This is a genomic window from Microbispora sp. H10836, assembly GCF_012999525.1.
Classification (GTDB): domain Bacteria; phylum Actinomycetota; class Actinomycetes; order Streptosporangiales; family Streptosporangiaceae; genus Microbispora.
Genome location: NZ_JABBWU010000028.1, coordinates 46,464 through 69,911, shown reverse-complemented (window position 1 = coordinate 69,911; position 23,448 = coordinate 46,464). Strand labels below are relative to the sequence as shown.

Here is a 23,448-nt window from a genome sequence, read left to right as displayed (position 1 = left end):
CCGTGCGCGGGTGATCACCCCGGAGCCGGAGGCCCCGCCGGAGGCATGATGCGGCGAGGGGCGAGTAGTGGTGTGCGTCTGTACCGCGGTGACGAGCGCCTCGTGTGGCCGATGTTGCCGTACCTTGTCGAGGGACTGGGTTGTACGGCAGTGGCGTTTGCGGGTGGGAGGCGGTGATCGCGGTGCCTCCTAACGGGATCGTGTTCGACGTGGATCACGGCGCCTATGGCAGATGGGCGGTCGTGCACGTCACGGGAGATCTTGATTGGACGAGGTCCGCCAGTCTGCTCGACACGGTTGAGCGCCTGTGGGATCACCTCCGCAACGGTTGTTTGATTTTGGATCTCGGCCCGCTGCGCTTCTGCGTCTCCTCCGGGATCAGCCGGCGAAACCTACGCGTTTCCTACGTCTGACATTCTCCGGGTCCTCGGGTTGGTTCCTGACGCCACAGTTGAGTGATCGCCTAACTTACTGCGGTCGCGGAATATAAGTCGGGCCGCATCCAGCAGTTGCGCCTGTCGCGTCGTATCTGTAGCCGAGTGGCCTCCTGCACGGCTTGCCGTCGGCGGCGCCGTCGCGGAACCGGAGATGGAGGCCGCGCTGGGCGGGCGGCAGGCCGACGGAGGTTTCGACGGTGATCAGGTCGCATCCACCCTTGCGCGCGAACTACTTGGTGTTGCTGAGTACCGGTATCTAGCGTTACTGTGTACCGGTACTCAGCAGCACCAAGTAGCTGAAGGGGGGCGTCTCCATGGGCAAGCAGGCGACCGAGATGCTCAAGGGAACGCTGGAGGGCATCGTCCTGGCGATCCTGTCCGGCCGGCCCGCGTACGGCTACGAGATCACGGCGTGGCTACGGGAGCAGGGCTTCTCCGACATCGCCGAGGGCACCATCTACGCGCTGCTGGTCCGGGTCGAGCAGCGCGGCCTGGTCGACGTGGAGAAGGTCCCGTCCGAGAAGGGGCCGCCGCGAAAGGTGTACTCCCTGAACGCCCAGGGACGGGAGTACCTCGAAGAGTTCTGGAGGACCTGGAGCTTTCTCGCCGAGAGGCTCGAACAGCTCCGCGAAGGAGGTAAGTAGACATGGCCACAGGGCCGGACGAGTCGAAGAGCCGCTATCTGCAGTACCTGGAGAAGGTCACCGGGCCGCTGGAGGACAAGCGGCGCTACCGGCAGTACAAGGCGCGCGTCAAGCAGCTTCCCGAGAGCTACCGCACGGCGGCCGAGGCGATGGAGCGCTACCTGATGCTCCTCGGGCCGGCCGACGGCGCCGGGGCGATGGCGATGTACGAGGACCTGGCGGATCTGTTCGAACAGAGCGCGGCGGACGGAACCCCGATCCGCGACCTCTTCGGGGACGACCCCGTGGAGTTCGTGGAGGCGTTCGCGGCCAACTACCCACTCGGACAGTGGAGAAGCCGGGTGCGGAACCGCCTCATCAGCGCCATCGAGCGCGCCGCCGGCGAATAGCCCGGAAGACAAGACAGGACCGAGTGATGACGACACAGCTAGCCCCGGCGATCCAGGTGCAGGGCCTGGAGAAGTCGTACAAGGAACTGCGGGTGCTGCGCGGCGTGGACTTCGACGTGGCGCGCGGCAGCATCTTCGCCCTGCTCGGCTCCAACGGTGCGGGCAAGACCACGGCCGTGAAGATTCTGTCCACGCTGCTCAAGGCCGACGCGGGCACGGCCCGCGTCAACGGCTTCGACGTCGCGACGCAGGCGGCGGGCGTGCGGGAGTCCATCAGTCTCACCGGACAGTTCGCCGCCGTCGACGAGATCCTCAGCGCGCGGGAGAACCTGGTGCTGGTCGCCCGGCTGCGGCACCTCAAGAACCCGGGCAGGATCGCCGATGACCTGCTCGCCCGTTTCTCGCTGACCGACGCGGCCGCGCGGAAGGTGGGGACGTACTCCGGTGGCATGCGCCGCCGCCTCGACATCGCCATGAGCCTCATAGGGAACCCGCCGGTCATCTTCCTCGACGAGCCGACGACCGGGCTCGACCCCCAGGCACGCATCGAGGTATGGCAGGCCGTCAAGGAACTCGCCGCCCAGGGGACGACGGTGCTGCTCACCACGCAGTACCTGGACGAGGCCGAACACCTCGCCGACCGGATCGCGATCCTCCACGAGGGCCGGATCATCGTCAACGGCACCCTCACCGAGCTCAAGCGGCTGCTCCCGCCCGCCAAGGTCGAATACGTCGAAAAGCAGCCGACCCTCGAGGACGTCTTCCTCACCCTCGTCGGTACCGACGGCAAGAACGGCGACGCCCGGCGGACACCGCAGGTCAGTACGGACCAGTAAGGAACCACGATGGCCAAGCATTTCTTCGGCGACACCGTCGTCCTGCTGGGACGATCCCTGCGCCACATCACCCGCAGCCCCGACACCATCATCACCACCGCAGTCATGCCGATCGCCATGATGCTGATGTTCGTCTACGTCTTCGGCGGCGCGATCAGAACAGGGTCGGACTCGTACGTGAACTACATGCTGCCCGGCATCCTGCTCATCACGGTCGCCTCGGGCATCGCCTACACCGCGTTCCGGCTCTTCACGGACATGAAGGGCGGCATCTTCGAGCGCTTCCAGTCCATGCCGATCGCACGCTCGTCCGTGCTGTGGGCGCACGTGCTGACCTCGCTGGTCGCCAACCTGATCTCACTCGTGGTCGTCGTGCTCGTCGCCCTGCTCATGGGCTTCCGCTCGGCGGCGGGGGCGCCCGCATGGCTCGCGGTCGCCGGCATCCTGATCCTGTTCACTCTGGCACTGACGTGGATCGCCGTCATCCCCGGCCTCTCGGCCAAGACCATGGAAGGTGCGAGCGCGTTCTCCTACCCCCTCATCTTCCTGCCCTTCCTCAGCTCGGCCTTCGTGCCCACCGGCACCATGCCCGGCCCGGTGCGCGCCTTCGCCGAGCACCAGCCGGTGACCTCCATCGTCAACGCCATCCGCGACCTGTTCACCGAGCAGCCGGTCGGAACCGACATCTGGATCGCCCTGGCCTGGTGCGTCGGCATCCTCATCGTCGCGTTCGCCTTCGCCATGCGCACCTACCGCCGCAAGATCTCCTAGGCCGCATCCGGGCTTGTCCTGATCCAGATCGGTGGAGGTCGCTCCCGACGTGGTGGCGGCCGACGCCCAGGCCGAATGCCCGCATCGATCTCGCTTATCGCGCGTCGCGTGCCCCTTGACCGCCAGGCGGTCACTATCGATTGTGTAAGGACGGTCCACTACCTGCTGAGCCGGCCGGGTGGGACAGTGAGCACTATGAACACCGTCCTTAATGTCATCTGGCTGATCTTCGCCGGCCTGTGGCTCGCATTAGGCTATGTCGTGGCGGGGATCATCTGCTGCGTCCTCATCGTCACCATCCCGTTCGGCATCGCGTCGTTCCGGATTGCGGGCTACGCGCTGTGGCCGTTCGGCCGGACCGTCGCCGACAAGCCGTCCGCCGGCGCGTGGTCGGTGCTCGGCAACGTCATCTGGCTGCTCGTCGCCGGGATCTGGTTGGCGATCGGGCACATCGTCACCGCGATCCCGCTGTTCATCACGATCATCGGCATCCCGCTGGGGATCGCGAACCTCAAAATGATCCCGATCTCGTTGATGCCGCTGGGCAAGGACATCGTTCCCGTAAGCCGCGGGGGACTGTAAGAACAACGGTGTAACTCCTGATCAAGGAGACACCTGTGACGAGTACGGTGATCCAGGCATCCGAAGCGTTGGACCTGGAGGACGCCGCGGTGGCGCGGAAAGACTATGAAGCGTCGGACCGGGAGCTGGTGGCCCGGCTGATCGACCAGGCCCGCGCCGAAGGGCTGGAGCTGGTCGGTGAGAACGGGCTGCTGGGCCGGCTGACCAAGCTGGTGCTGGAGTCGGCGCTGGAGGGCGAGCTCACCGACCACCTCGGCTACGACAAGCACGATCCGGCCGGTCGGGGCAGCGGCAACACCCGCAACGGCACCCGCACCAAGACGGTCATCACCGAGGTCGGGCCGGTCGAGATCGATGTGCCCCGTGATCGGGACGCCAGTTTCGAGCCGAAGATCGTGCGTAAGCGGCAGCGGCGCCTGTCGGGTGTCGATGAGATGGTCATCTCGCTGGCTGCCAAGGGCCTGACCACCGGGGAGATCTCCGCGCACCTGGCCGAGGTCTACGGGGCGGAGGTGTCCAAGCAGACCATCTCCACCATCACCGACAAGGTGATCGAGGGCATGGCCGAGTGGCAGAACCGCCCCCTGGATGCGGTCTATCCGGTGGTGTTCATCGACGCCATCCACGTGAAGGTCCGTGATGGTCAGGTCGCCAACCGGCCCATCTACCTCGCTTTGGCGGTCACCGCCGACGGCGAGCGCGACATCCTCGGTTTGTGGGCCGGTGACGGCGGTGAGGGCGCCAAGTTCTGGCTGCACGTGCTGACGGAGATCAAGAACCGGGGTGTCGCCGATGTGCTCATGATGGTCTGCGACGGTCTCAAAGGGCTGCCGCAGGCCATCGAGCAGGTCTGGCCCCAGGCCGTGGTGCAGACCTGCGTGGTGCACCTGCTGCGTGCTTCCTTCCGCTACGCCGCACGCCAGCACTGGGACGCCATCGCCAAGGCGCTGCGACCGGTCTACACCGCCCCGACCGAGGCCGCCGCGCTCGAGCGGTTCACCGAGTTCGCCGACGCCTGGGGCGGTAGGTACCCGGCGATCGTGAAGCTGTGGCAGGACGCCTGGGCGGAGTTCGTGCCGTTTCTGTCCTTCGATGTCGAGATCCGCCGGGTGATCTGCTCGACGAACGCGATCGAGTCAGTCAACGCCCGGATCCGCCGGGCGGTCAAGGCCCGTGGCCACTTCCCCAACGAGCAGGCCGCGCTCAAGTGCGTCTACATGGCCGTCATGAGCCTGGACCCGACCGGAAAGGGCCGCAAACGCTGGGTGACCCGATGGAAGGCCGCCCTCAACGCCTTCGCCATCACCTTCGAAGGCCGCCTGACCCCAACCGCCCCGATAGAACCAATCAAGACCGAGTTACACCGTTGATTGGACAGACCCGGTCCTTTTTTTCCTTTTTTTGGCGCCCCCGGGACATCGCCTGCTACCTGGGCGACTTCACCCTCGGCACCATGTACAAACAGCTCTCACAATGTTTTCCGCCCCGATCCGTCGCGGCTATGGCTGTTGCTACGGAGACTCCACGCGGCCGCTCGCCACCGATCGGACGACGGCCTCGTAGGTCCGTACGGTCCAGCGCATCTCCTCTACGGGTATCGGGTAGGGAGAGCCGCCGAGCGCGGCCTTCGCCCACTGCTCGATATTGTCGCGAACGGCGGGGTGCGGCGGTACGAACTCGGTCACGGCGGGGGCGCCGCGGCGCTTGCGCACGACGTCCCAGCCCTGCGGTTCCTCGGGATGGTTGCGGTCGCGCACCTCGACCCAGCCTGATGACCCGACCAGCATCGCCCTGCCGAAGAAGGGTGTGGCGAGGACTGAGGTCAGCACCGCCGTGGCCCCGCTCTCGAAGCCGATGGTGACGGTGAGCGTGTCGCCGTTGGGCAGCTCGCTGCCGAGCGTCGCCATCCGCGCCCATACCTGTGTAGGAGCGCCGAGCAAAGCTACGGACAGGTCGACCAGGTGGACGCCGGTGGCCGACAGCGGGCCGACGGGTGAGACCTCCGGTGACAACCGCCAGTTGCCGGGGTCCATGCCGAGGAACTTGTCCTGGCTGAAAGCACCCTCGAACACCAGCGGCGTCCCGAATTCTCCCGCCCGGACCCGGCGCAGGAGGTCGACCACCGGCGGCTCGAACCGCCGCTCGTGGCCCACCCCGAGCGTGACGCCGTGCTCGGCCACCTCGCCGAGCGCCCACTCGGCTTCTTCCCCCGATGTGCACAGGGGTTTCTCACAGAACACATGTTTGCCGGCCCGGGCTGCGGCGACGATCTGGCCGGCGTGCGCCGTGTGCGGGGTGCACAGCACGACGCCGTCGATGTCCGGCGCTTGCAACACCTCCTCCAGACTGTTCGCCATGCGCAGCCCGAGCTCTTCGCCCGCCGTTCGGCCGGCTGCGGAGGGGTCGGCGCCGAGGACCACGCTGACCACATCGCTGCCCCTGAGCGCGGCCGCGACGGTGCGGCCCCACCAGCCGAGGCCGACGACGGCGACGCGGAAGTCCGCTGTCATGATGCGGGAGGAATGATCGGCACCAGCAGCCGGGCCGGTCGGCCGGGCCCGGCGTGCAGCGTGGTGCGACCGGTCAGGACCCGGGGGTCGCGGTCCACCGGATCGTCGTGCAGGAACGGTCCCGAGCCGCGCATCTGGTTCTTGAAGTTCGACATGCGGATCTCGGGCAGGTCCGGGTCGGCGAAGTCACGGCCGCCGACGGTCAGCGCCAGCCGGTGACCGGGCGGGATCACCAGACTGGTCGGCCACAGCTCCACCTCGACCTCGTAGACCACTCCCGGCTCGACCGGGTCGGCGCTCTCGTGCCGGTGAACCGGCCGGTACGGCAGGCTGCGTGCGGGGTCGAGCGCGCGATGGCTCAGCCGTAGCCATCCCTGGGTCGCCGGCGCGTGCGGATCGACCGCGCCCACGAAGGCGAGATGCCGGCCGGACTCGTCAAGCACCTTCAGGGTGAGGAACAGGTCGCAGTCGGCAGCCGTCGTCTCCACCCACAGGCGTGCGGCCAGCGGCCCGGTGATCTCCGTGGTCTCGGTGAACGGCGAGGTCTCGAAGGTCACGCCGTTCCCCATCGCGTCGAACTCGACCGTGCCCCCGGCGGGAACCGTTTCCGACAGCCGCCGGGCCGCTGGGTCGAGGAACATCTCCTGCCAGCGCGTCCGCGGGATCGGCCAGTCGTCCTCGAACCGCTCGGTGAAGGTGTCGTCGACATGGCGCACCTGCAGCTGGACCCGGGGGCGCCGGTCCCACCCGTTGTCGGCGCCTTTGAGGAAGTGGTCGAAGAACGCCAGCTGGATCTCGCGCCCGTAGTCCGTGTAGTACGTCGTCCAGTGCTCCAAGCCGTGCAGCTCCAGCCATTTCTGCTCCGAGGCCGCTTGCAGGAACCCTTCGACGTTGCCGCGCAGGTGCAGCCCCTGGCCGCCCCAGTTGCCGGCCGACAGCAGGGGGACGGTGATGCGGCTCCAGTCCGGTATGCGGGTCCGGTGGTAGTCGTCGATGAAGGGGTGCGCGCGGATGTCGCCTCCGAAGTCGACGCGGTTGGCCGCCATCTCCTCGTCGGTGAAGTCGTCGTCCCCGCAGACCTGCAGGCCCGTCACCGGATGACGTGGACCGCGGCCGCCCAGGCCGTACTGCACCGTCTTCACCTGCTTGTCGTACCAGTGCTGCCAGAAGGTCGACAGGATTCCACCGTGGTGGGAGGCGTCCCGGTAGAAGTCGCTCGCCCCCTCCCACACGCAGATCGCCCGCAGATGCTCGGGCTGGGTCGCGGCGACCAGCCACTGGTTCATCCCGAAGTACGACACTCCCGACAGCCCGACGTTGCCGTCGCTCCAGGGCTGTGTGCCCGCCCACTCGACGCAGTCGTGGTAGTCCCGCGTCTCACGGGCCGAGAAGTGGTCGACGACGCCGGGCGAGCGCCCGCAGCCGCGCGAGTCGACCCGCACGACCGCGTAGCCGTGCGGAATCCACTTCTCGGGGTCGACGACCTCCCAGTTCTGGTACTGGTTGGTGGATCCGGCGGCGACGTCCGGGTGCTGCTCGGACAGCGTCTGCCAGGCCGTCGGGTAGCCGTCCTGGAACGCGAGGCCCTTGGCGTACGGGCCGTAGCTGAGGAGCACGGGGTAGCGGCCCTCGTCCTCGGGCAGGAACACGTCCGCCCGGAGGACGACGCCGTCGTCCTGGGGGATCGGGACGTCCCACAGGACGCGCATGCCGTCACGGTGGTCGGGGACGATGTCGTACGCGGGGGTATCGGACACAAGCCTTCCTTCGGGATGCGGTGGGGAGGTCGAGACGGTGCGCCCGTCAGGGCATGGCCACCACGAGGTCGACCGTGACGTCGCAGTCGGGGATCTCGTGCGAGCGCGGCGGCACCTCGAAGAACCCGCTCGCCGGGTAGCCGTCGGTGAAGGGCTCCTTCCACGCGTCGAGGAACGTCGGCAGGTCGGACATGTCCGTCAGGAAGGCGTCGACCTTCACCGTGTTCTCGATCGAGGTGCCGGCGGCCTCGCAGATCGCCGCCACGTCGTCGTGGATCCGGCGTACCTGGTCGACGATGTGCCGCCGCGTGTGGGGCATGCCTCTGCGGGCCGCGGCCGCCTCGGGCGACAATCCCTCCGCGGTCCGCCCGAGCTGGGTGGACAGGAACAGCAACGGTCCGGACCGGACGGCCTGCACCGAATGCCCCAGCGCGTCGAGTGCGTTCGGCGCATGGATCACCTCACGGTCGCCGCCGTGCTCGGGCCTGGTGACGATCACGTAGATCTCGACGTTGCCGTGCTTGACTCCGCCGATGCCGGACACCGGCACGATCGCGCGGGCGGGCGGATCGACCGGCCACTGCTTCGCCCACACCTCGTCGATCGCCGGCAGGTTCCTGATGCCCTCCGGAGTGAGGTACAGCACGACCTTGACGACGTTCTCCCAGCGGCCGCCGGCCGCCTCCATCGCGACGCGGATCTGCCGCAGGGTCTCCTCGGTCTCCTGAGCCACCTGGTTGCCGTACCAGATGTGCTCGGGCACCCGGGCGTTCGGGTGCAGGCCGGTCGTGAAGTCGGTGGCGATGAACCCGGCCGAGAACAGCCACGGGCCGGCCTCGACGCCGATGGAGTACCCCCCGAGCGGGCTGTGGATGTCGTGCGCGTACGTCGACTTGGTGATGCCGGAGCCGGCGAGCAGGGACACGAGCTGGATCTCGATGTCGGCGTCGGCCCCGACCAGCCGGTCGACGGGCATGAGGCAGCTCGCCGGCCGATCCGACAGCAGGAACTCGTTGCGGCCCTGGATGTAGGCGTGGGCGACGCGTCGCCAGTCCTCCCAGTACAGCGCGTACGGGTCGCGGCCGGCGGGTTCCCGCTCCTGCAGGCCGTGGTACGTCGGCTGCCACTGGTTGATCGACACGCCGCGGTCCAGCGAGGAGCCGGCGGCCTGCAGGGCCAGGTCGAGCCGGCGATAGGCCTCGCGCACCTGGAGCTTGACCGGGTGGCCGGTGCTCAGCGGCAGGCCCGGCCTGGGGCGGGCGGCCTCGGCGAGGCCGCCGGTCCGCCAGTCGACCGCGCTCATGGAGGCGGTGAAGGCGAACGGGCCGGCCGTGGCGACCGGCGAGCTCGGGTACCACTCGGGGAAGTCGGCGCCGGGGACGCTGAACACCTTACGGGACGACATAGGAACCGCTCTCCTTCTCGAAGATCACACTGTCCGGGCGTTTTGTGGTGACAACGTCATACTCAACACGATTTGACCGCTTCCTGCAGCGGGGTCACGTCTACGGCGTCGGCCGAGCCGGACTTGCCGAGGGCCGCTCCGTCCGGCAGCGTCAGGCAGCCCTTCTTCATGGCCTCCTCGGCCTGCGTCACGGCCGCCTTGGCCTCCTGCGGCACCTTGCTCTCCAGCTCGTAGAACGGCGCGAGGCCGCCGATGTCCTTCAGGCCGAGCTGCACGTTCTCGTTCTTCCAGCCGCCGCCCGCGACGTCCTCGACGAACTGGCCGGTGATCTCGCCGAGGCCGTACAGCGCGCTGGTGAGGATCGTCTTGGGGGCCTGCTTGTGGTCGTCGGCGTACTGGGTGATGACGTAGTGATCGGCCTTGTCCTGCGTGACCTGCGCCATTCCCTGGGTGGCCTGGTCCGTGGCCGAGAAGATGAAGTCGGCGCCCTGCGACACGGCCGCCTCGGCGGCGGCCCGCCCCTTGCCGGCGTCGGTCCAGCTGTTGATGAAGCTGCGCAGGACCTTGACATCGGCGTTGGCGTAGCGGGCGCCCAGCGCGAAGCCCTCCATCTCGTTGTTGAGCACGGGGAAGTCGAAGCCGCCGATCGTGGCCACGGTGTCGGTCTTGGTCATCGTGCCCGCGAGCACTCCGGCCAGGAACGAGGTCTCCTGGAAGATCGGCGTCACGGTCCGGACGTTGGCCGGGATGTCGGGGATCTCCTGGGCGATGCCGCCGAACTTCACGTCGGGGAACTGCTTGGCGAGCTGCTTGACGGCGTCGGCCGCCGCGCCGTTCGCGACCACGATCAGGTCGTAGCCCTGCTGGGCGAAGGCGCTGCCGAGCTGCTGGAACTGCTGCGGCGTGTCGAGGTTGTCGGACACCTGGACCTCGGCGCCGAACTTCCCGGCCGCGGCCTTGGCGCCCTCGGTCACGGCCTGGCCCCATGACCCGTCCTGGGCCGTTCCCGAGGTCAGGACGGCGACCTTGAGCTTGCCTCCGGCGTCGCCGGAGGCGCTCGGCTCGCCGCTCGTCTCCCCGCCGCAGGCGGCGAGGAGGAGCGCGGCGGCCGCCAGCGCGGCCACTCGGACGGGTGTGTGACGGAAGGGCCGGGGGACGGTGCGCATGGTGACCTCCAGGAGGAGTGGGGCCGAGTACGGGACGGGGGTGGATCAGCCGCGGCGGGCGGCCGGCACGTACGGCCGGCCCACCGCGGCGGGGTAACGTGCGCTCCGGCTGAGCGTGACGGCGACGATGGTGGCGATGTAGGGCAGGGCGAGCCACAGCTGGCGGGGGTATCCCTGCGCGAACGGCAGACTCTGTAGCTGGAACTGGAACGCGTTGGCGATGCCGAAGAACACGGCGCCCAGGACGATGTACGCCGGCTTGAACCGGCCGAGGACGACGACGGCGAGAGCGATGTATCCCTGCCCGTTGGTGATGTTGGGCAGGAACGCGCCGCTCTGGGTGAGGACGATGCAGGCGCCGCCGAGGCCCGCGAGCGCGTTCCCGGCGAGCAGGGCCTTCCAGCGGACTCGGATGACGTCGATCCCGGCCGTCTCGGCGGCGCGGGGCTGTTCGCCGGCCGACAGCAGCCCGAGGCCGAACCACGTGCCGTGCACGGCCAGCAGCACCAGCACGGCGGCCGCGACCGACAGGTAGAACAGGGGCGTCTGGGTGAACAGGGACGGCCCGACGACCGGGATCCGCGACAGGAGCGGTACCGCGTAACGGGGCGCGGTGGACACCTCGCCGACGCCGTTGAGATAGCGGGCGAACAAGGTCGTGGTGAGGCCCAGCGCGACCAGGTTGAACAGGATGCCGGTCACGATCTGGTCGGTGCGCCGGGACACGTACAGGTAGGCCAGCACGGCCCCGCAGAGCGCTCCGACGGGCAGGCTGACCAGCGCGGCCGCGGCGAAGCCGGCGCCGGCCTTGACGACGAGGGCCGCGGTGGCGGCGCCGATGAGCATGACCCCTTCGACGCCCAGGTTCAGCGTGCCCGACTTCTCGACGATGAGTTCGCCGAGCGCGGCCCACAGCACCGGTACGGCGAGCAGCACCCCGGTCGACAGGATGGTCACGAGGGCGGCCTGGCTCATGATGCACCCCTTGAACGCACGGTGATGGCGCCCGTCGCGATCAGGCAGATCACGAACACGCCCTGGACGATGAGCGACGCCGACGTGGAGACCCCGGTCACGGCGGGCAGCGAGTTGGCTCCCACGGTCAGGGCGGCGAAGAGCACCGCGGCGAGCGGGACGAGCCGGGGCCGCAGCCCCGCGAGCAGCGCGACCGCGATGCCCGTGTAGCCGTAGCCCTGCGCCGGGTTCTGGATGAGCGCGTGGTTGACGGTGAACACCTGGACGGAGGCGGCGAGGCCCGCCGCGGCGCCGCCGACGAGCATGACGGCGACCGTCATGCGCCGCATCGAGATGCCGGCGCGCAGTCCGGCGTCCGCGTTGCCGCCGAGCACGCGGACGGCGAAGCCGAAGCGGCTCCGATCGAGCAGCACCCACGCCAGCCCCGAGACCGCGAGCGCGACGAGCAGCGCGGTGGCGAACTCGCCGCCCAGCAAGGGGATCTGCGGGAGGTCGGTGCCCTCGTCGAACGCGCGGGTCTGCGGCGCGAGCGTGTCGGCCCAGGGCCCGGCGATCACCCATTCGGCGAGCAGGGCGCCGAGGAAGTTCAGCATCAGCCCGACGATCACCTCGTTGGCGCCGAGCGCCGCGCGCAGCACGCCGGTGAGGCCCGCCCAGACGGCGGCGCCGATCATCGCGGCGGCGACCGCGAGCAGTACGACGCCCAGCCCGCCGCCTCCTCCGCCGACGGTGAACACCACGACGGTCGCGGCGGTCGCCCCGGCTGCCAGCTGCCCCTCGCCGCCGACGTTCATCACGCCGGCCCGGAACGGGATGAGGGCCGCGATCGCGACCATGGTCAGCACGCTGGCCACCTGCAGGGTCTGGTTCAGCGCGTACGGCGTGCCGAACGCGCCTGTCGCCATCGCCCGCAGGGCCTTCACCGGGTCGGCCCCGAGCACGGCGAACAGCACCGCCATGACCGCGAGCGCGATGACCAGCGCCGCGACGAACGCCAGTGGCCGGCGCAGCCGGGGCGGCGGCGTGAGACGCCGGCGATTCCCCTCGCCGCCTCCCGAACCGGCGTGCGCTGTCTGGACGGCGACGCCGCCCGCCCGCTCAGTCACGGCCCACCGCCGAAGGTACGTCGCCGCCTGTCATGGCCTCGGCGACCTGGTCGATCGTCAGATCCTCGGTGCGCCCCTCCAGCGCCACCCGGCCGCCGTTGAGCACGACGACCCGATCGGCGACGGCCCACAGCTCGTCGAGGTCGGCGGAGTTCAGCAGGATCCCGGAGCCCCGGTCGCGCAGCTCGACGATCCGGCGGAACACGAAGTCCGCCGCCCCGGCGTCAAGGCCGCGTACGGGGTGGGAGGCGAGCAGAAGGTCGGGGCCGTGAGCGAGTTCGCGGGCGATGACGACCTTCTGCTGGTTGCCGCCGGACAACGCACCCATACGGGCCTGAGGGTCGGGCGGCGAGACATCGTGGTCGTCCAGCAGCCGCCGCGCCCACACGCGCATCCGGCCACCGCGAAGCAGCCCGAAGCGGCTGAACCGGCCGGCGGGCACGTCGACAAGCGCCAAGTTCTCCTCCAGCGACATTTCCGTGACGGCGTCCCAGCGGAGCCGGTCGTCCGTGACGATGCCGACGCCGTGCGCGCGCAACCGCCGGGGCGAGATCCCGGTCACGTCGCGTCCGCGTAGCCGCACCGTCCCGGACGAGGGCGTGGCCAGGCCCGACAGGGCCCGCATGAGCTCGGTCTGCCCGTTGCCCTCGACCCCCGTGATCCCGACGATCTCTCCGGCCGACACCCGCAGTCGGACGTCGTGCAGCGGCTTCGTGCTCCGCCCCGCCGGAAGGCTGAGGCCCTCGACCTCCAGGACGGTGGGGGGCTCGGCGTCCGGGTGTGGACGCCGGGCGGGCAGAGCGGGCAGTTCACGGCCGAGCATCGCGAGAGCGAGGCCGGCTCGGTCGAGCTCTCCACTTCGGGCGGTGGCCGCGACCGCGCCCTGGCGCAGAACGGTGATCCGGTCGGCGACGGACAGTACCTCGGTCAGTTTGTGGGTGATGATGACGACCCCGCGGCCCGCGTCACACAGCCGGCGCAGGGTGACGAACAGCCGTTCGATCTCGACCGGCCCCAGCACGGCGGTCGGCTCGTCGAGGATCAGCAGGTCGGCGCCGCGGTAGAGCAGCTTGAGGATCTCGACCTGCTGCTGCTGCTCGACCGAGAGCAGCCGGACCGGTGTGCGTACGTCCAGGTGCATGCCGAACCGCTCGGCCAGTTCCGCCACCTCCGCGGTCACCCGGGTGCGGCGCAGGCCCAGGCGGTGCCGTCGCTCACCGCCGAGAGCGACGTTCTCGGCCACGGTGAAGTCCGGCACGAGCATGAAGTGCTGGTGAACCATGCCGATTCCCCGGGCCAGCGCGTCGCGGGGAGAGCCGAAGGAGACCGGCGTGCCGTCCACCTCGATCCGCCCGGCGTCGGGCCGGTACATGCCGAACAGGATGTTCATGAGAGTGGACTTGCCGGCGCCGTTCTCGCCGAGAAGCGAGTGCACCTCGCCGCGGTACAGGGTGAGGTCGACGTCGCGGTTGGCGCGCAGGTTCCCGAAGCTCTTGCTGATGCCGCGCATCGTCACCAGCGGTGTGGCGCCGCCGGTCACAGCATGCCGCCCGTCTCGGCGAGGATCTCCCGGGCGCGTGCCTTCGCCAGCTCGGTGTAGGCGAACGCGGCCCGTTTGGCGGCCGCGGTGTCCGCGGCTTCCAGCGCCTCGGTCAGTTCTCGCTGCACCTCGATGAACGCCTGCGAGGTGAGGGGGCTCGCGCCGAAGCTGCGCACCATCACCGCGCGCAGGCCGATCTGGCCGAAGGCGGCCGACAATGCGGCGTTGCCGGCCAGACTCACCAGGTATTCGTGAAAGGAGAGGTTGGCGTCGACGTACCGATCGAAGTCGATGAAGTGGTCGCCGACCAGCAGGGTCGCCATCGTCTCGAAGCGCTCACGCAGACCGCCGAGGTCGGCCGGCGTCAGCCGCCCGGCCGTCATGTCGATCACCCCCGCCTCGATGGCGCTGCGGGCGTCGAACGCCTCGTCGGAGGTACGGACGTCGAACGGCGCCACGACGTAGCCGCGCTCGGGATCGCGGCGCACCAGCTGGTCGACCGCGAGCCGGGTCAGGGCGTAGAACGCGCTCGCCTTGTCCACGTCGAGGTCGTAGGCGAACTCGTCGAGGCTGAGCACGGTGTCGGCGCCGTAGCGGCGCTCCAGCAGGAGGCGCCGGGCCCGCCGGTAGGCCTCGTCGTCGCGCTCGAACTCGAACCGGCCGAAGCCTCCCCGGAAGTAGGTCAGCGGGCTGCCCTCGCGGGCGCTCGCGGCGACGACCTCACCGATGAAGATCGTGTGCGTTCCGCCACGCACTCGTTCCACCACCCGGCACTCCAGATTGGCGAGCGCGGCACTCAACACCGGTGCGCCGAGCGCGCCCGGCACGATGTCGACACCGCGGAACTTGTCCCGGTGCGGTCCGGCGAACTGCTGGGCCAGATGCGCGGACCCCTCTCCCAGTACGTTCACCGCGTAGTGCCCGGCCTGCGACACCGCCGACGCCGTTGGGGCGGCGTTGTTGATGCACGCCAACATCAGAGGCGGCTCCAGTGACAGTGATGTGACCGAGCTGGCCGTCATGCCGTACATGTCGCTGCCGTGGCTGGTCGTGACGATGGTGACGCCGCTGGCCAGGTGCCCCACGACGCGGCGGAAGACGACCGGGTCCACCGGCGTGGGCATGTGTTCGAGCTGGATGTCATCCGGTCGAGTCATCGGGCGTTCCCTCGTACTCGGTGAGCCGGCGACCAGACGCCGCCGGTGGCTTGGAGAGGAGTAGACCGGTGCACGCCCATGACGCGGCATGGCGGAACCCGTGAACTCTGCGGTGCCCGGATGGCGGATTCCGTCAGTGGGGATACGGACGGCTCACGTCGATGACGGGTGGCGTGAGTGCGGACGGCGGCGATCTCACGCCGGCCGCCAGTGCGCGGGAGGCGGGTCCGCTCGTTGACTGGCCCTGCCGCACGCGTTCCGTAACCGCGGCGGCCAAGGCGCGCGGTGGTGCGCACGATCAAGGGACCTGGGAGCTCACAGTGAGACTCGGTTACTTCACGATGCCCGTCCATCCGCTGGGCCGCCCCTGGGCGGACACCCTGGCTGAGGACCGAGAGGCGGTGATCCTGGCGGACCGTCTCGGTTTCCACGACGCCTTCGTGGGAGAGCACCTGACCGACCGGCACGAGAACATCACCAACAGCCTTCTGTTTCTCGCCACGCTGATCTCCGACACCCGGCAGATCCGGCTCGGCACAGGCACGACGAACCTGTCGCACCAGCACCCGGTGCTCGTCGCGGTGAACTCGGCGATGTTCGACCACCTCAGCGGCGGCCGGTTCATCCTCGGCGTCAGCCCGGGCGCGCTGGCGTCGGACGCCGAGATCCTCGGGATCCTCGGTGAGGACCGCAACAAGCTGTTCGCCGAGGCGATCGACGTCATCACCCGCCTCTGGTCGGCGGACCCGCCGTACGACATCGCTCTGCCCGGCAACCGGTTCGAGGTCTCGACGGCGCGCACGATCGACCTGGACCTCGGCGTCGGCGTCGTCGGCCGGCCGCTGCAGACGCCGCGGCCGGAGATCGTCGGCACGGTGGTCGCGCCGTTCTCGAAGGGTGTGATCGAGATGGGGGCCAAGGACTTCCACCCGCTGTCGGCCAACTTCCTGCTGCCGCAGTGGGTGGCCACGCACTGGGGCAACTACGTGCGCGGCAAGGAGTCGGTGGGGGAGACCGCCCGGAGCGACGACTGGCGGGTGGCCCGCACCGTCTTCGTGGCCGACGACGCCGAGACCGCCGAGCGGTACGGCCGGACGGACGAGGCGAGCCCCTACCGCTTCTACTACCGGCAGATGGTCGACAAGATGCGGAAGATGGGCCGCCTGGAGCTGTTCAAGACCCGCCGCGACCAGCCCGACGACGAGATCACTCTCGACTACGTCCTCGACCGGCTGGTGATCACCGGTACTCCCGAGTCCGTCGCCGAGCAGGTGCTCGAACTGCGCGAGCAGACCGGCGACTTCGGGGAGCTCGTCTACGCCGGTCTCGACTGGGCCGACCCCGGCCTCGCGCGCCGATCCATGGAGCTCATGGCGACCGAGGTCATGCCGCTCGTCAACAAGGCGATCGAGGCGGAGGGGACCTCCTGATGATCGACCGGTCACACCGCCTGCCGCCGCCGCCGCGGGAGGAGGAGCTGACCCCAGAGCAGCGCCGGGCCGTAGAGGTGATCGCGTCCGGGCCGCGCGGCGCTCTCATCGGACCGTTCGCGCCGCTTCTGCGCAGTCCCGAGCTGATGACACGGCTGCAGAAGGTCGGGGAGTTCCTGCGGTTCGAATCCACGCTGCCTCCAGCGGTGCTGGAGCTCGCGATCCTGCTCGTCGCGCGCCGATGGAACCAAGGCTTCGAGTGGGCCTTCCATCGGCCGCTCGCGCTGCGCGCCGGGATCACCGCCGACGTGGTGGACGCCGTCGCCGTCGGCCGCCGGCCGGACGACCTGCCCGCCCGCCTCGCGGTGACCTGGGATCTCGTGGACGAACTGCAGCGCACCGGCGAGGTCGGCGACGCGACCTACGAGCGGGCCCACGGGGAGCTGGGCGAGACGGTTCTGGTGGAGCTCGTCACCACGGTCGGCTACTACACCACCCTCGCGATGATCATGAACGTCGCGGGCACGCCGGCGCCGGAGGAAGGATGATCGAGCCCGCGAAGTGGCATACGACCGGTTCGGGACGCGACGTCGTCCTGCTCCATCCGCTCGCCTCCAGCCACCGGTTCTGGTCCGGGATCGTCCCCCTGCTCACCGGCCGCCGGGTGCACACGTGCGACCTGCCGGGACACGGGGATGCCCCGGTGCCCCGCGGGCGCTACGGCGTCGCCGATCTGGCCGCCTGGCTCGCCGCCGGGCTGGACCGCCTGCGCGCGGATGGTCTCGGACGGCCCGACGGCAGGTTCGTGGTCGCAGGCGTCTCGCTCGGCGGCCTGGTCGCCCAGCACCTGGCCGCGGACCGCCCCGACCTGATCGACCGGCTCGTGCTGGCCGACACGGTGGCGACCTATCCCGGGACGATGCGGGACCTGTGGCGCGAGCGGGCGGCCGTCGCCCGTGCGCGCGGGATGGCCCCCCTGGTCGATCCAACGATCGCCACCTGGTTCACCGCGGAGGCGCTCGCTACGGGCGCGCCCGCCGTCGGCCCGGCCCGGCAGATCCTCCTGAACACCGACCCCGAAGGGTATGCCCGGGCCTGCGAGGCGCTCGAGACCGCGGACGTGACGTCGTCGCTGCCGCGTATCACGGCGCCGACCTTGGTGATCTGCGGCGACGACGACATGCCGGCGTTCGTGGCGGCGGCGCCGGCGCTGCGGGACGCCATCGTCGGCGCCCGCCTGGAGTGGATCGCATCGGCGCGCCACGCGGCCGTCGTAGAGCGGCCGGACCGGTTCGTCTCCGTGCTGGACGCGTTCCTCCGTGATGGCGGCGACGAGGAGCGGAGGTCATGAGCGGCACCGGAACCGTCGGCGTGATCGGCCTCGGCGTGATGGGCTCCGCGATGAGCTCCCACCTGCTGCGAGCGGGGCTCGACGTCGTGGGCCTCGACGTGGACCCGGAGCGAATGCGGGCCCACCGGGCCGCGGGCGGCCGCACCGTGTCGTCGGCCCGGGAGATGGCGGGGGAGTGCGGGGTGATCATCAGCTCACTGCCGAACGCCGAGGCGCTGCTCGATGTGCTCACCAGACCGGACGGCGTGCGGGCCGCCGGACAGCCGGTCACCGTCATCGAGACCAGTACGCTGTCGCCGGACGAGAAGCGACGGGCGTCGGAGGCCGCCGGCCCCCGTGTGCTCCTGCTCGACTGCCCACTCAGCGGGACGGGGCAGCAGGCCCGCGACGGGGATCTGATCGCCTATCTGAGCGGGGGTACCACCGCCGATCGCGAAGCCGTCCTGCCCATCCTTTCGCACACCACCCGCGCCTGCTACGACCTCGGAGAGTTCGGCAACGGCACCCGGATGAAGGTGGTGGCCAACCTGCTCGTCGCGGTGCACAACGCCGCCGCGGCCGAGGCGCTCCTGCTGGCCCAGCGGTCAGGGCTCGACCTGGGCCAGGTGCTCACCGCGATCGGCGACGGCGCCGGCAGTTCACGGATGTTCGAGATCCGGGGGCCGATGATGGTCGCGGGCGGCTTCGAGAACGCCACCATGCGCGTGGACACGTTCCAGAAGGACCTGCGGATCATCGCCGACTTCGCGGCGAGCGTCGCCAGCCCGACTCCGCTGCTGGCGGTCACCGCGGTGCTCTACCAGGCCGCGGTGGCGCAGGGCAGGTCACATCAGGACACCGCCAGCGTCTTCGCCGTCCTGCGTGGGCTGACTGGCGACTGATCGGCACGGCTCGTCCGGAACACCGGGGGAGCGGGCTCCCGTGGCTCACGGCCGATTGGCGAGCAGCGTCATCACGCGGAGCGCGACCTGCGTCTCCGTTCGCCGCTCGCCAACGCCGTGGCCGATCAGCTTCTCCACCTTGCGCAGCCGGTTGCGGATGGTGTGCTCGTGGAGGCCGAGGAACTCGGCGGTCGCCACGTGACTACCGAGGCGGAACCACGTGTCGAGTGTCTCCCTCAGCCGGGCCGTCTCGGGGTTGTCGAGGGCCAGCGGGCCGAGTTCGTCCTCGACGAAGCGACGGGCCAGATCGTGGTCGCGCATCAGCAGGACCTCGAGCCCCACCTCCGAGTAATTGATCACTCTGGGTGACCGTTCGGGGCCCCAGGCCGCCCGAATCCTCTCGACGTCCTGGGTTTGGGCGTACGTCCGGCGGAACCCCTCCAGGCCGGGCCGGCCCTCCCCGAGCGACGCGGTCACACCGGCCGTCGACAGGGCGGCGCGCAGCCTGTCGACCAGTTCGCCGGGCCACGGGGAGAGGCGGCTCAGCCACACCACCGTGCTTCTCAGCCCCGAGGGGTAGATGAGCGACTGCCGCGCCCCCGTCGCCGTCCGCATTCCGATCGTGAGCCGTCCTGCGGCGCCCTCGGCCACCTCGGGCAGGAGCACGGCGACGTGGTGCGCGTCGAACTCGTAGCCGATCGTCAGCAGATCGGAGGGGGAGAGGCGGTCCTCGTCGCCGTCGAGGAGGCCGCGGATCAGCCGCTGCCTGACGTGCGCGCGGGACCGGCTCAGTGCCTCGTCCTCACGGATATAGGTGTCGGCGACCTGCACCGCCACATGGTCCTGATAACCGAAGATCGCCAAGGTCAGGGCGGTCAGCGCGTCGCTCGTCTCGTCCCGGGAAATGTCGGCCGACTGCGCGTGCGCGCGCAGGCGCGCCGCCCATGTCTCCCACATCGCCACGAACCCCACGCGGTACGACCGCTGCAGCGCGCTCTGCGGAATGCGCAGTCGCGCCTGGACGGCACCGAACGTCAAGGGCTGGCGCAGCCGCACGTCGGACAGGCGCATCCTCGCGCACAACACGTCCTGGAGGGTCCGTAGATTCTCCCGGACGCTGGCGGTGAGGTGGTCGACGAACTCCTGGTCCTCGGCGTACGACGGGAACGCCACCTCGATGTCCCTGCGCACGACCACGTCGCAGAGGACGCGGAGGTCGACGTCGTCGGCGGCCTCTCGCGCCCAGTCCGGCAGCGAGGCACCCCCGGACGAGGGCCGGTCGGACAAGCGCCGGGAAGCAGGCTGCATCGGAATCTCCCTCGACGGACCCTGCCGGGCCAGGTTGCGCCCGGTAGTCGGTCTGGTGAGGATAGCGTCTGATCGAGTTTGGGCTGGTAGGAGGGCTTTCTCGGTGCACTGGGACGATCTGCGCGTACGCCGGTCACCGCGAGGCAGCTGCGCGGGTGGGTGCGCCGAGTCCGCTCAGGCGGCGAACAGGAGGAGCAGGCCCACGACGGTGTAGACCACCATCAGCACGAGCAGGGGAATCTGCCCGAGGACGGCGGTACGCCGAGGGAACAGGGCCAGCGCGCGGTCGTGCGCCAGGACGGTGCCCAGCACGTGGCCGACGACGATCACCGTCACCTGGAGGGTGGCGACTCCGGCCGGGGTGGTGCCGAGCGCCTGGATGGTCCACCCGGCGGTGCCGAGCCAGTCGGCGCCGGTGTCCAGCGGATCGGACAGCAGGGCGATGGTCCGCTGCCCTTCCAGCAGGAACAGGGTGTAGTAGTGGGCCACCACGTATCCGACGGCCACCGGAACGATCGAGTGGGCGATCTCGCCCGCCGTCGTACCCGGCTCCGCCGCACCCCACCGGCCGGCCAACGCCGTCGCGGCCCGGTACGCCGCGAGCACCAGAGCGATGACGGCGATCAGGCCGGCGGTGCCCGTGACCGGGGCCGGTACTGCGCTCTCCTGCATGAAGCGCACCCACACCGGGGCGTTGGACAGGCTGTCGTACATGGTGGAGCCCAGGAGCACGACCACCAGTACCGTCAGTCCCGGTGCCGGTCGCAGCCCGGCCATGCCGTCGAGGGAGTTGCGCCAGACCACGACGCCGTCGCGGCGTCTGCCCGCCGGGGCCAGCCTGCCCACGAGGTCGCTGTAGACCTCGAAAGGATCGGCGTGATCGAACCACCGCGAGCCGAAGACGACCGCCCCGGCGAGCATGAGCACGGCGTAGGCCGCGAGCCAGGCTCCGATCACCGGCAGGGTGGCCCGTTCGGGGGCGACCAGTTCCAGCCAGACGAAGGCGAACAGGCCGGCGCAGGCGGGCCAGTATCCGACGCCCGCGGGCAGCGGCCGCAGGCCGAGCTCGGGGTCGCGTCCGAGCCCTCTGCAGGCCAGCAGGTGCAGCGTCCGCAGCGGGTTCAGGCCGCGCCACACCGGGCCGAACAGCAGCGACAGCGGCACCAGGCCGACCCAGAACAGTACGTAGAACGCCCCGGCCGTGGGATTGTCGGCCCGATCGGGACCGAAGATCAACCCGATGCAGAAGTACGCCGCGGTGACGAGCCCGGCGATTCGCCAGACCCACCGCCAGGCCGGCGCGGTCACCGCCGCCTGTACGGCGGTGGGCAGCGAGCGGGCAGCGGTGAGGGCGGCATTCAGCCGCGGTTGTTTCCACAGCGCGCCGAGCGCCACGAACGACACCAGCAACGCGAGGGCCGCGCCGGTCAGCGCGGCCGAGAACGGGATCGGCAGGTCCTGACGGCCGCCGACGCCGTGAGCCAGCAGCATTCCGGCGGCCCTAACGGACAACGAGCTGGAACAGTTGCAGTCCCGACTCGTGGGTTTCCATCTCGAACAACCCGGTCTCGTCGGCGACGAACTCGATGCTGGCGGGGGTGCCGGGCTTCAGGCTTGCCTCCTTGTCGTACCCGTGCAGGTGTGCCTCGTCGGCGGCGTCGCCGGTGATCGTGATCCGCACCGTCTGGCCCTTGGCCACCTCGATCCGTCCGGGCGGCGGCGTGACCTTGCGACCGGCGACGGTGACGGTGATCTCCTTCACAGCCGAGTCGGCGGAGTCGGCCGAGTCGGTGGAGGCGGCGGCGGCCGGCTCGCTGGGGGCCGCGGGAGCCGACTCGGCAGGAGCCGGGGCAGCCGACTCGGTGGACACCGGAGCTGCCGACTGGGCGGGGGCGGCGGCATCCGAGCCGCCACAGGCCGCCGTGGCCATCACGAGGGCCACGCCGAGCGGGAGCGCGGCGAGCAGTGGGCGCAGGCGCGCAGGGGCGATCGTCATGGGGGGTTCTCTTCCTGAGGGGTGGGACGAGTCAGCGTCGCCTGGTGGATTTGGGACGCTGGGGAGTACGTGACGCCGGGGCGCGTGGGGGTTTCCCGGCCGCTGGGCGGCCGGACGACCGCCGGGCCGCCGGGGTGGCGGGCGCGGGCCGCCGCGCCGCCCGCACCACCAGGACGCCCGCTCCCACGACGAGGACCGAGGGCACCAGCCATACCGACAGCCCGGTGCCGGAGTCGGCCGGCTGCGCGGTCCGGGCGGCGGTGCCGGCCGTGCCGGTTTCGGTCACGGCGTCCTGACCGCCGCCGGTTTCGGGAACCGCGGCCGGGCTGGCGCCGGTCCCCGTAACCGCGGCCGGGCTGGCGCCGGCCTGGGGCGCCGCGGGGCCCAGCGCCGCCGGGCTGCCGCCGGTCTCCGGCATCGGGGACTGGGTGCCGCTCCCGGGCTCGTGTGAGTCGAGCAGGCTGGGGTCGGGCTCGTTGTCCGGGGCCTGCCAGCCCTTGGGCGGCCCTGAGGTCCTGCCCTTGTAGGTGAACCGCAGTTCTCCTTGCACCGGCTCCCCGTCGGAGGCGATGGACAGGTAGCGGACGACGTACTTGCCCCGCTCCGGCCAGTAGGCGACCGGGATCTCTGCCGGGTATCCGGTGTTGTACACCACCGGTTCCCACGTCCCGTTGACGAGGTTGTACTCCTGAACCGGCTCGTCGAGCCGTTCGGGCCGGCCGTGCGTCCAGGGCCGGTCGACGCGGGCGCCGCTGGGGGCGGTGACCGCGAAGTACGCGTTCGAGGCGGGCGCCTCGGTGAAGTAGAGCGCGAGGGACTCCATCGGCTCGCGCACCGTACTGTCCTTGACCGGTATCGACATCGCGAGCTGGCCGTGGGCGGAGGCGGGCGCCGCCAGGGCGGTCGTCGCCAGCACGCCGGCGACGATCAGCAGAAGCAACCGGCCCAGCCAGCGCGCCATCGTCACTTCTGCCCTCCACGAGGTACGGCCCCTGGAAGGGGAGATGCGACTCGGACCGGTGAGACCGATTGCGTCGAGGTTAACGACTTTTGCCACGAATGAACAGAACTCGATGCGGTTGCAACAGAAGTGGAGCTGGATCGGACGACGGAACCGAGGTGTTCGGCCCCGGACTCAGCGGTGGACGTGCCCGGTGAAGCGCCCCGAAGGCACTACGGCGGTGCTCAGGGGGAGGGGACGATCAGC

23 protein-coding genes are annotated in these 23,448 nt (G+C 70.1%); 11 read left to right on the top strand and 12 right to left on the bottom strand.

Annotation, left to right across the window (positions count from 1 at the left end; translation table 11 throughout):
- The first annotated feature begins 173 nt into the window (after positions 1-173).
- The 7 genes from HHX30_RS35845 to HHX30_RS35815 all read left to right on the top strand — a co-directional run bounded on the left by HHX30_RS35845 (position 174) and on the right by HHX30_RS35815 (position 5,029).
- Complete coding sequence (locus tag HHX30_RS35845) at positions 174-413, top strand: hypothetical protein (RefSeq protein ID WP_169988036.1); 240 nt, start codon at positions 174-176, stop codon at positions 411-413.
- 338 nt (positions 414-751) lie between these two features.
- The gene (locus HHX30_RS35840) at positions 752-1,081 is read left to right on the top strand and encodes a PadR family transcriptional regulator (RefSeq protein ID WP_169988034.1); all 330 of its coding nucleotides are present in this window, start codon (positions 752-754) and stop codon (positions 1,079-1,081) included.
- Between the two features lie 2 nt (positions 1,082-1,083).
- Positions 1,084-1,470: a DUF1048 domain-containing protein gene (locus HHX30_RS35835; protein ID WP_169988032.1), complete on the top strand. Its 387-nt coding sequence runs from the start codon at positions 1,084-1,086 to the stop codon at positions 1,468-1,470.
- A gap of 26 nt (positions 1,471-1,496) precedes the next feature.
- Positions 1,497-2,306, top strand: coding sequence for an ABC transporter ATP-binding protein (locus HHX30_RS35830; RefSeq protein WP_169988030.1), 810 nt, complete (start codon positions 1,497-1,499; stop codon positions 2,304-2,306).
- Positions 2,307-2,315: 9 nt separating this feature from the next.
- On the top strand, positions 2,316-3,077 hold the full coding sequence (locus HHX30_RS35825) for an ABC transporter permease (protein ID WP_169988028.1): 762 nt from the start codon (positions 2,316-2,318) through the stop codon (positions 3,075-3,077).
- A 195-nt stretch (positions 3,078-3,272) separates the two neighbouring features.
- Positions 3,273-3,659: a YccF domain-containing protein gene (locus HHX30_RS35820; protein WP_169988026.1), complete on the top strand. Its 387-nt coding sequence runs from the start codon at positions 3,273-3,275 to the stop codon at positions 3,657-3,659.
- A gap of 74 nt (positions 3,660-3,733) precedes the next feature.
- Positions 3,734-5,029: an IS256 family transposase gene (locus tag HHX30_RS35815; protein ID WP_396706504.1), complete on the top strand. Its 1,296-nt coding sequence runs from the start codon at positions 3,734-3,736 to the stop codon at positions 5,027-5,029.
- Positions 5,030-5,170: 141 nt separating this feature from the next.
- Here the strand turns inward: HHX30_RS35815 and HHX30_RS35810 are convergent, their stop codons facing one another.
- The 8 genes from HHX30_RS35810 to HHX30_RS35775 all read right to left on the bottom strand — a co-directional run bounded on the left by HHX30_RS35810 (position 5,171) and on the right by HHX30_RS35775 (position 15,275).
- Entirely contained in the window at positions 5,171-6,169 is a 999-nt protein-coding gene (locus tag HHX30_RS35810) for a Gfo/Idh/MocA family protein (RefSeq protein ID WP_169988022.1), read from the bottom strand.
- The gene (locus tag HHX30_RS35805) at positions 6,166-7,926 is read right to left on the bottom strand and encodes a CocE/NonD family hydrolase (protein WP_211593172.1); all 1,761 of its coding nucleotides are present in this window, start codon (positions 7,924-7,926) and stop codon (positions 6,166-6,168) included. The genes HHX30_RS35810 and HHX30_RS35805 overlap by 4 nt, the downstream gene beginning before the upstream one ends.
- A gap of 46 nt (positions 7,927-7,972) precedes the next feature.
- Positions 7,973-9,331 carry a RidA family protein gene (locus tag HHX30_RS35800; protein ID WP_169988020.1) on the bottom strand — a complete coding sequence of 453 codons (1,359 nt, stop codon included), beginning with the start codon at positions 9,329-9,331 and terminating at the stop codon, positions 7,973-7,975.
- A gap of 62 nt (positions 9,332-9,393) precedes the next feature.
- Positions 9,394-10,497, bottom strand: a complete 1,104-nt coding sequence (locus HHX30_RS35795) for a BMP family protein (protein ID WP_169988018.1) — start codon at positions 10,495-10,497, stop codon at positions 9,394-9,396.
- Positions 10,498-10,542: 45 nt separating this feature from the next.
- Complete coding sequence (locus tag HHX30_RS35790) at positions 10,543-11,472, bottom strand: ABC transporter permease (protein ID WP_169988016.1); 930 nt, start codon at positions 11,470-11,472, stop codon at positions 10,543-10,545.
- Positions 11,469-12,578, bottom strand: a complete 1,110-nt coding sequence (locus HHX30_RS35785; protein WP_169988014.1) for an ABC transporter permease — start codon at positions 12,576-12,578, stop codon at positions 11,469-11,471. The genes HHX30_RS35790 and HHX30_RS35785 overlap by 4 nt, the downstream gene beginning before the upstream one ends.
- Positions 12,571-14,118 (bottom strand): ABC transporter ATP-binding protein, encoded by a 1,548-nt coding sequence (locus HHX30_RS35780; protein ID WP_169988012.1) that lies wholly within the window; start codon positions 14,116-14,118, stop codon positions 12,571-12,573. The genes HHX30_RS35785 and HHX30_RS35780 overlap by 8 nt, the downstream gene beginning before the upstream one ends.
- Complete coding sequence (locus tag HHX30_RS35775) at positions 14,115-15,275, bottom strand: flavin reductase (RefSeq protein ID WP_169988010.1); 1,161 nt, start codon at positions 15,273-15,275, stop codon at positions 14,115-14,117. Before HHX30_RS35775 ends, HHX30_RS35780 begins: the two co-directional genes overlap by 4 nt.
- Positions 15,276-15,595: 320 nt before the next feature.
- On the opposite strand from HHX30_RS35775, the gene HHX30_RS35770 reads away from it, so the two are divergent.
- Genes HHX30_RS35770 through HHX30_RS35755 form a run of 4 tightly spaced genes read left to right on the top strand, consistent with a single transcriptional unit; the run spans position 15,596 to position 18,937 of the window.
- Positions 15,596-16,705, top strand: coding sequence for an LLM class flavin-dependent oxidoreductase (locus HHX30_RS35770; protein WP_169988008.1), 1,110 nt, complete (start codon positions 15,596-15,598; stop codon positions 16,703-16,705).
- Positions 16,705-17,253 (top strand): carboxymuconolactone decarboxylase family protein, encoded by a 549-nt coding sequence (locus HHX30_RS35765; RefSeq protein WP_169988006.1) that lies wholly within the window; start codon positions 16,705-16,707, stop codon positions 17,251-17,253. The genes HHX30_RS35770 and HHX30_RS35765 overlap by 1 nt, the downstream gene beginning before the upstream one ends.
- Positions 17,250-18,056, top strand: a complete 807-nt coding sequence (locus HHX30_RS35760) for an alpha/beta fold hydrolase (RefSeq protein ID WP_169988004.1) — start codon at positions 17,250-17,252, stop codon at positions 18,054-18,056. The genes HHX30_RS35765 and HHX30_RS35760 overlap by 4 nt, the downstream gene beginning before the upstream one ends.
- Positions 18,053-18,937 (top strand): NAD(P)-dependent oxidoreductase, encoded by an 885-nt coding sequence (locus HHX30_RS35755; protein ID WP_169988002.1) that lies wholly within the window; start codon positions 18,053-18,055, stop codon positions 18,935-18,937. The genes HHX30_RS35760 and HHX30_RS35755 overlap by 4 nt, the downstream gene beginning before the upstream one ends.
- Positions 18,938-18,982: 45 nt before the next feature.
- On the opposite strand, the gene HHX30_RS35750 is transcribed toward HHX30_RS35755, so the two are convergent.
- The 4 genes from HHX30_RS35750 to HHX30_RS35735 form a co-directional block, all read right to left on the bottom strand.
- Complete coding sequence (locus HHX30_RS35750) at positions 18,983-20,245, bottom strand: CdaR family transcriptional regulator (protein ID WP_169988000.1); 1,263 nt, start codon at positions 20,243-20,245, stop codon at positions 18,983-18,985.
- Between the two features lie 174 nt (positions 20,246-20,419).
- Positions 20,420-21,736, bottom strand: coding sequence for a hypothetical protein (locus tag HHX30_RS35745; protein WP_169987998.1), 1,317 nt, complete (start codon positions 21,734-21,736; stop codon positions 20,420-20,422).
- Positions 21,737-21,746: 10 nt separating this feature from the next.
- Entirely contained in the window at positions 21,747-22,241 is a 495-nt protein-coding gene (locus tag HHX30_RS35740) for a hypothetical protein (RefSeq protein ID WP_169987996.1), read from the bottom strand.
- 31 nt (positions 22,242-22,272) lie between these two features.
- Positions 22,273-23,202, bottom strand: coding sequence for a copper resistance protein CopC (locus HHX30_RS35735; protein ID WP_249350801.1), 930 nt, complete (start codon positions 23,200-23,202; stop codon positions 22,273-22,275).
- Between the last annotated feature and the right edge of the window lie 246 nt (positions 23,203-23,448).

Bases quoted from the DNA above. Each gene is read 5' to 3' on its own strand.
- HHX30_RS35840 (WP_169988034.1), top strand. From the start codon at position 752: ATGGGCAAGCAGGCGACCGAGATGCTCAAGGGAACGCTGGAGGGCATC.
- HHX30_RS35835 (WP_169988032.1), top strand. From the start codon at position 1,084: ATGGCCACAGGGCCGGACGAGTCGAAGAGCCGCTATCTGCAGTACCTG.
- HHX30_RS35830 (WP_169988030.1), top strand. From the start codon at position 1,497: ATGACGACACAGCTAGCCCCGGCGATCCAGGTGCAGGGCCTGGAGAAG.
- HHX30_RS35825 (WP_169988028.1), top strand. From the start codon at position 2,316: ATGGCCAAGCATTTCTTCGGCGACACCGTCGTCCTGCTGGGACGATCC.
- HHX30_RS35820 (WP_169988026.1), top strand. From the start codon at position 3,273: ATGAACACCGTCCTTAATGTCATCTGGCTGATCTTCGCCGGCCTGTGG.
- HHX30_RS35810 (WP_169988022.1), bottom strand. From the start codon at position 6,169: ATGACAGCGGACTTCCGCGTCGCCGTCGTCGGCCTCGGCTGGTGGGGC.
- HHX30_RS35800 (WP_169988020.1), bottom strand. From the start codon at position 9,331: ATGTCGTCCCGTAAGGTGTTCAGCGTCCCCGGCGCCGACTTCCCCGAG.
- HHX30_RS35795 (WP_169988018.1), bottom strand. From the start codon at position 10,497: ATGCGCACCGTCCCCCGGCCCTTCCGTCACACACCCGTCCGAGTGGCC.
- HHX30_RS35790 (WP_169988016.1), bottom strand. From the start codon at position 11,472: ATGAGCCAGGCCGCCCTCGTGACCATCCTGTCGACCGGGGTGCTGCTC.
- HHX30_RS35775 (WP_169988010.1), bottom strand. From the start codon at position 15,275: ATGACTCGACCGGATGACATCCAGCTCGAACACATGCCCACGCCGGTG.
- HHX30_RS35765 (WP_169988006.1), top strand. From the start codon at position 16,705: ATGATCGACCGGTCACACCGCCTGCCGCCGCCGCCGCGGGAGGAGGAG.
- HHX30_RS35760 (WP_169988004.1), top strand. From the start codon at position 17,250: ATGATCGAGCCCGCGAAGTGGCATACGACCGGTTCGGGACGCGACGTC.
- HHX30_RS35755 (WP_169988002.1), top strand. From the start codon at position 18,053: ATGAGCGGCACCGGAACCGTCGGCGTGATCGGCCTCGGCGTGATGGGC.
- HHX30_RS35750 (WP_169988000.1), bottom strand. From the start codon at position 20,245: ATGCAGCCTGCTTCCCGGCGCTTGTCCGACCGGCCCTCGTCCGGGGGT.
- HHX30_RS35745 (WP_169987998.1), bottom strand. From the start codon at position 21,736: ATGCTGCTGGCTCACGGCGTCGGCGGCCGTCAGGACCTGCCGATCCCG.
- HHX30_RS35740 (WP_169987996.1), bottom strand. From the start codon at position 22,241: ATGACGATCGCCCCTGCGCGCCTGCGCCCACTGCTCGCCGCGCTCCCG.
- HHX30_RS35735 (WP_249350801.1), bottom strand. From the start codon at position 23,202: ATGGCGCGCTGGCTGGGCCGGTTGCTTCTGCTGATCGTCGCCGGCGTG.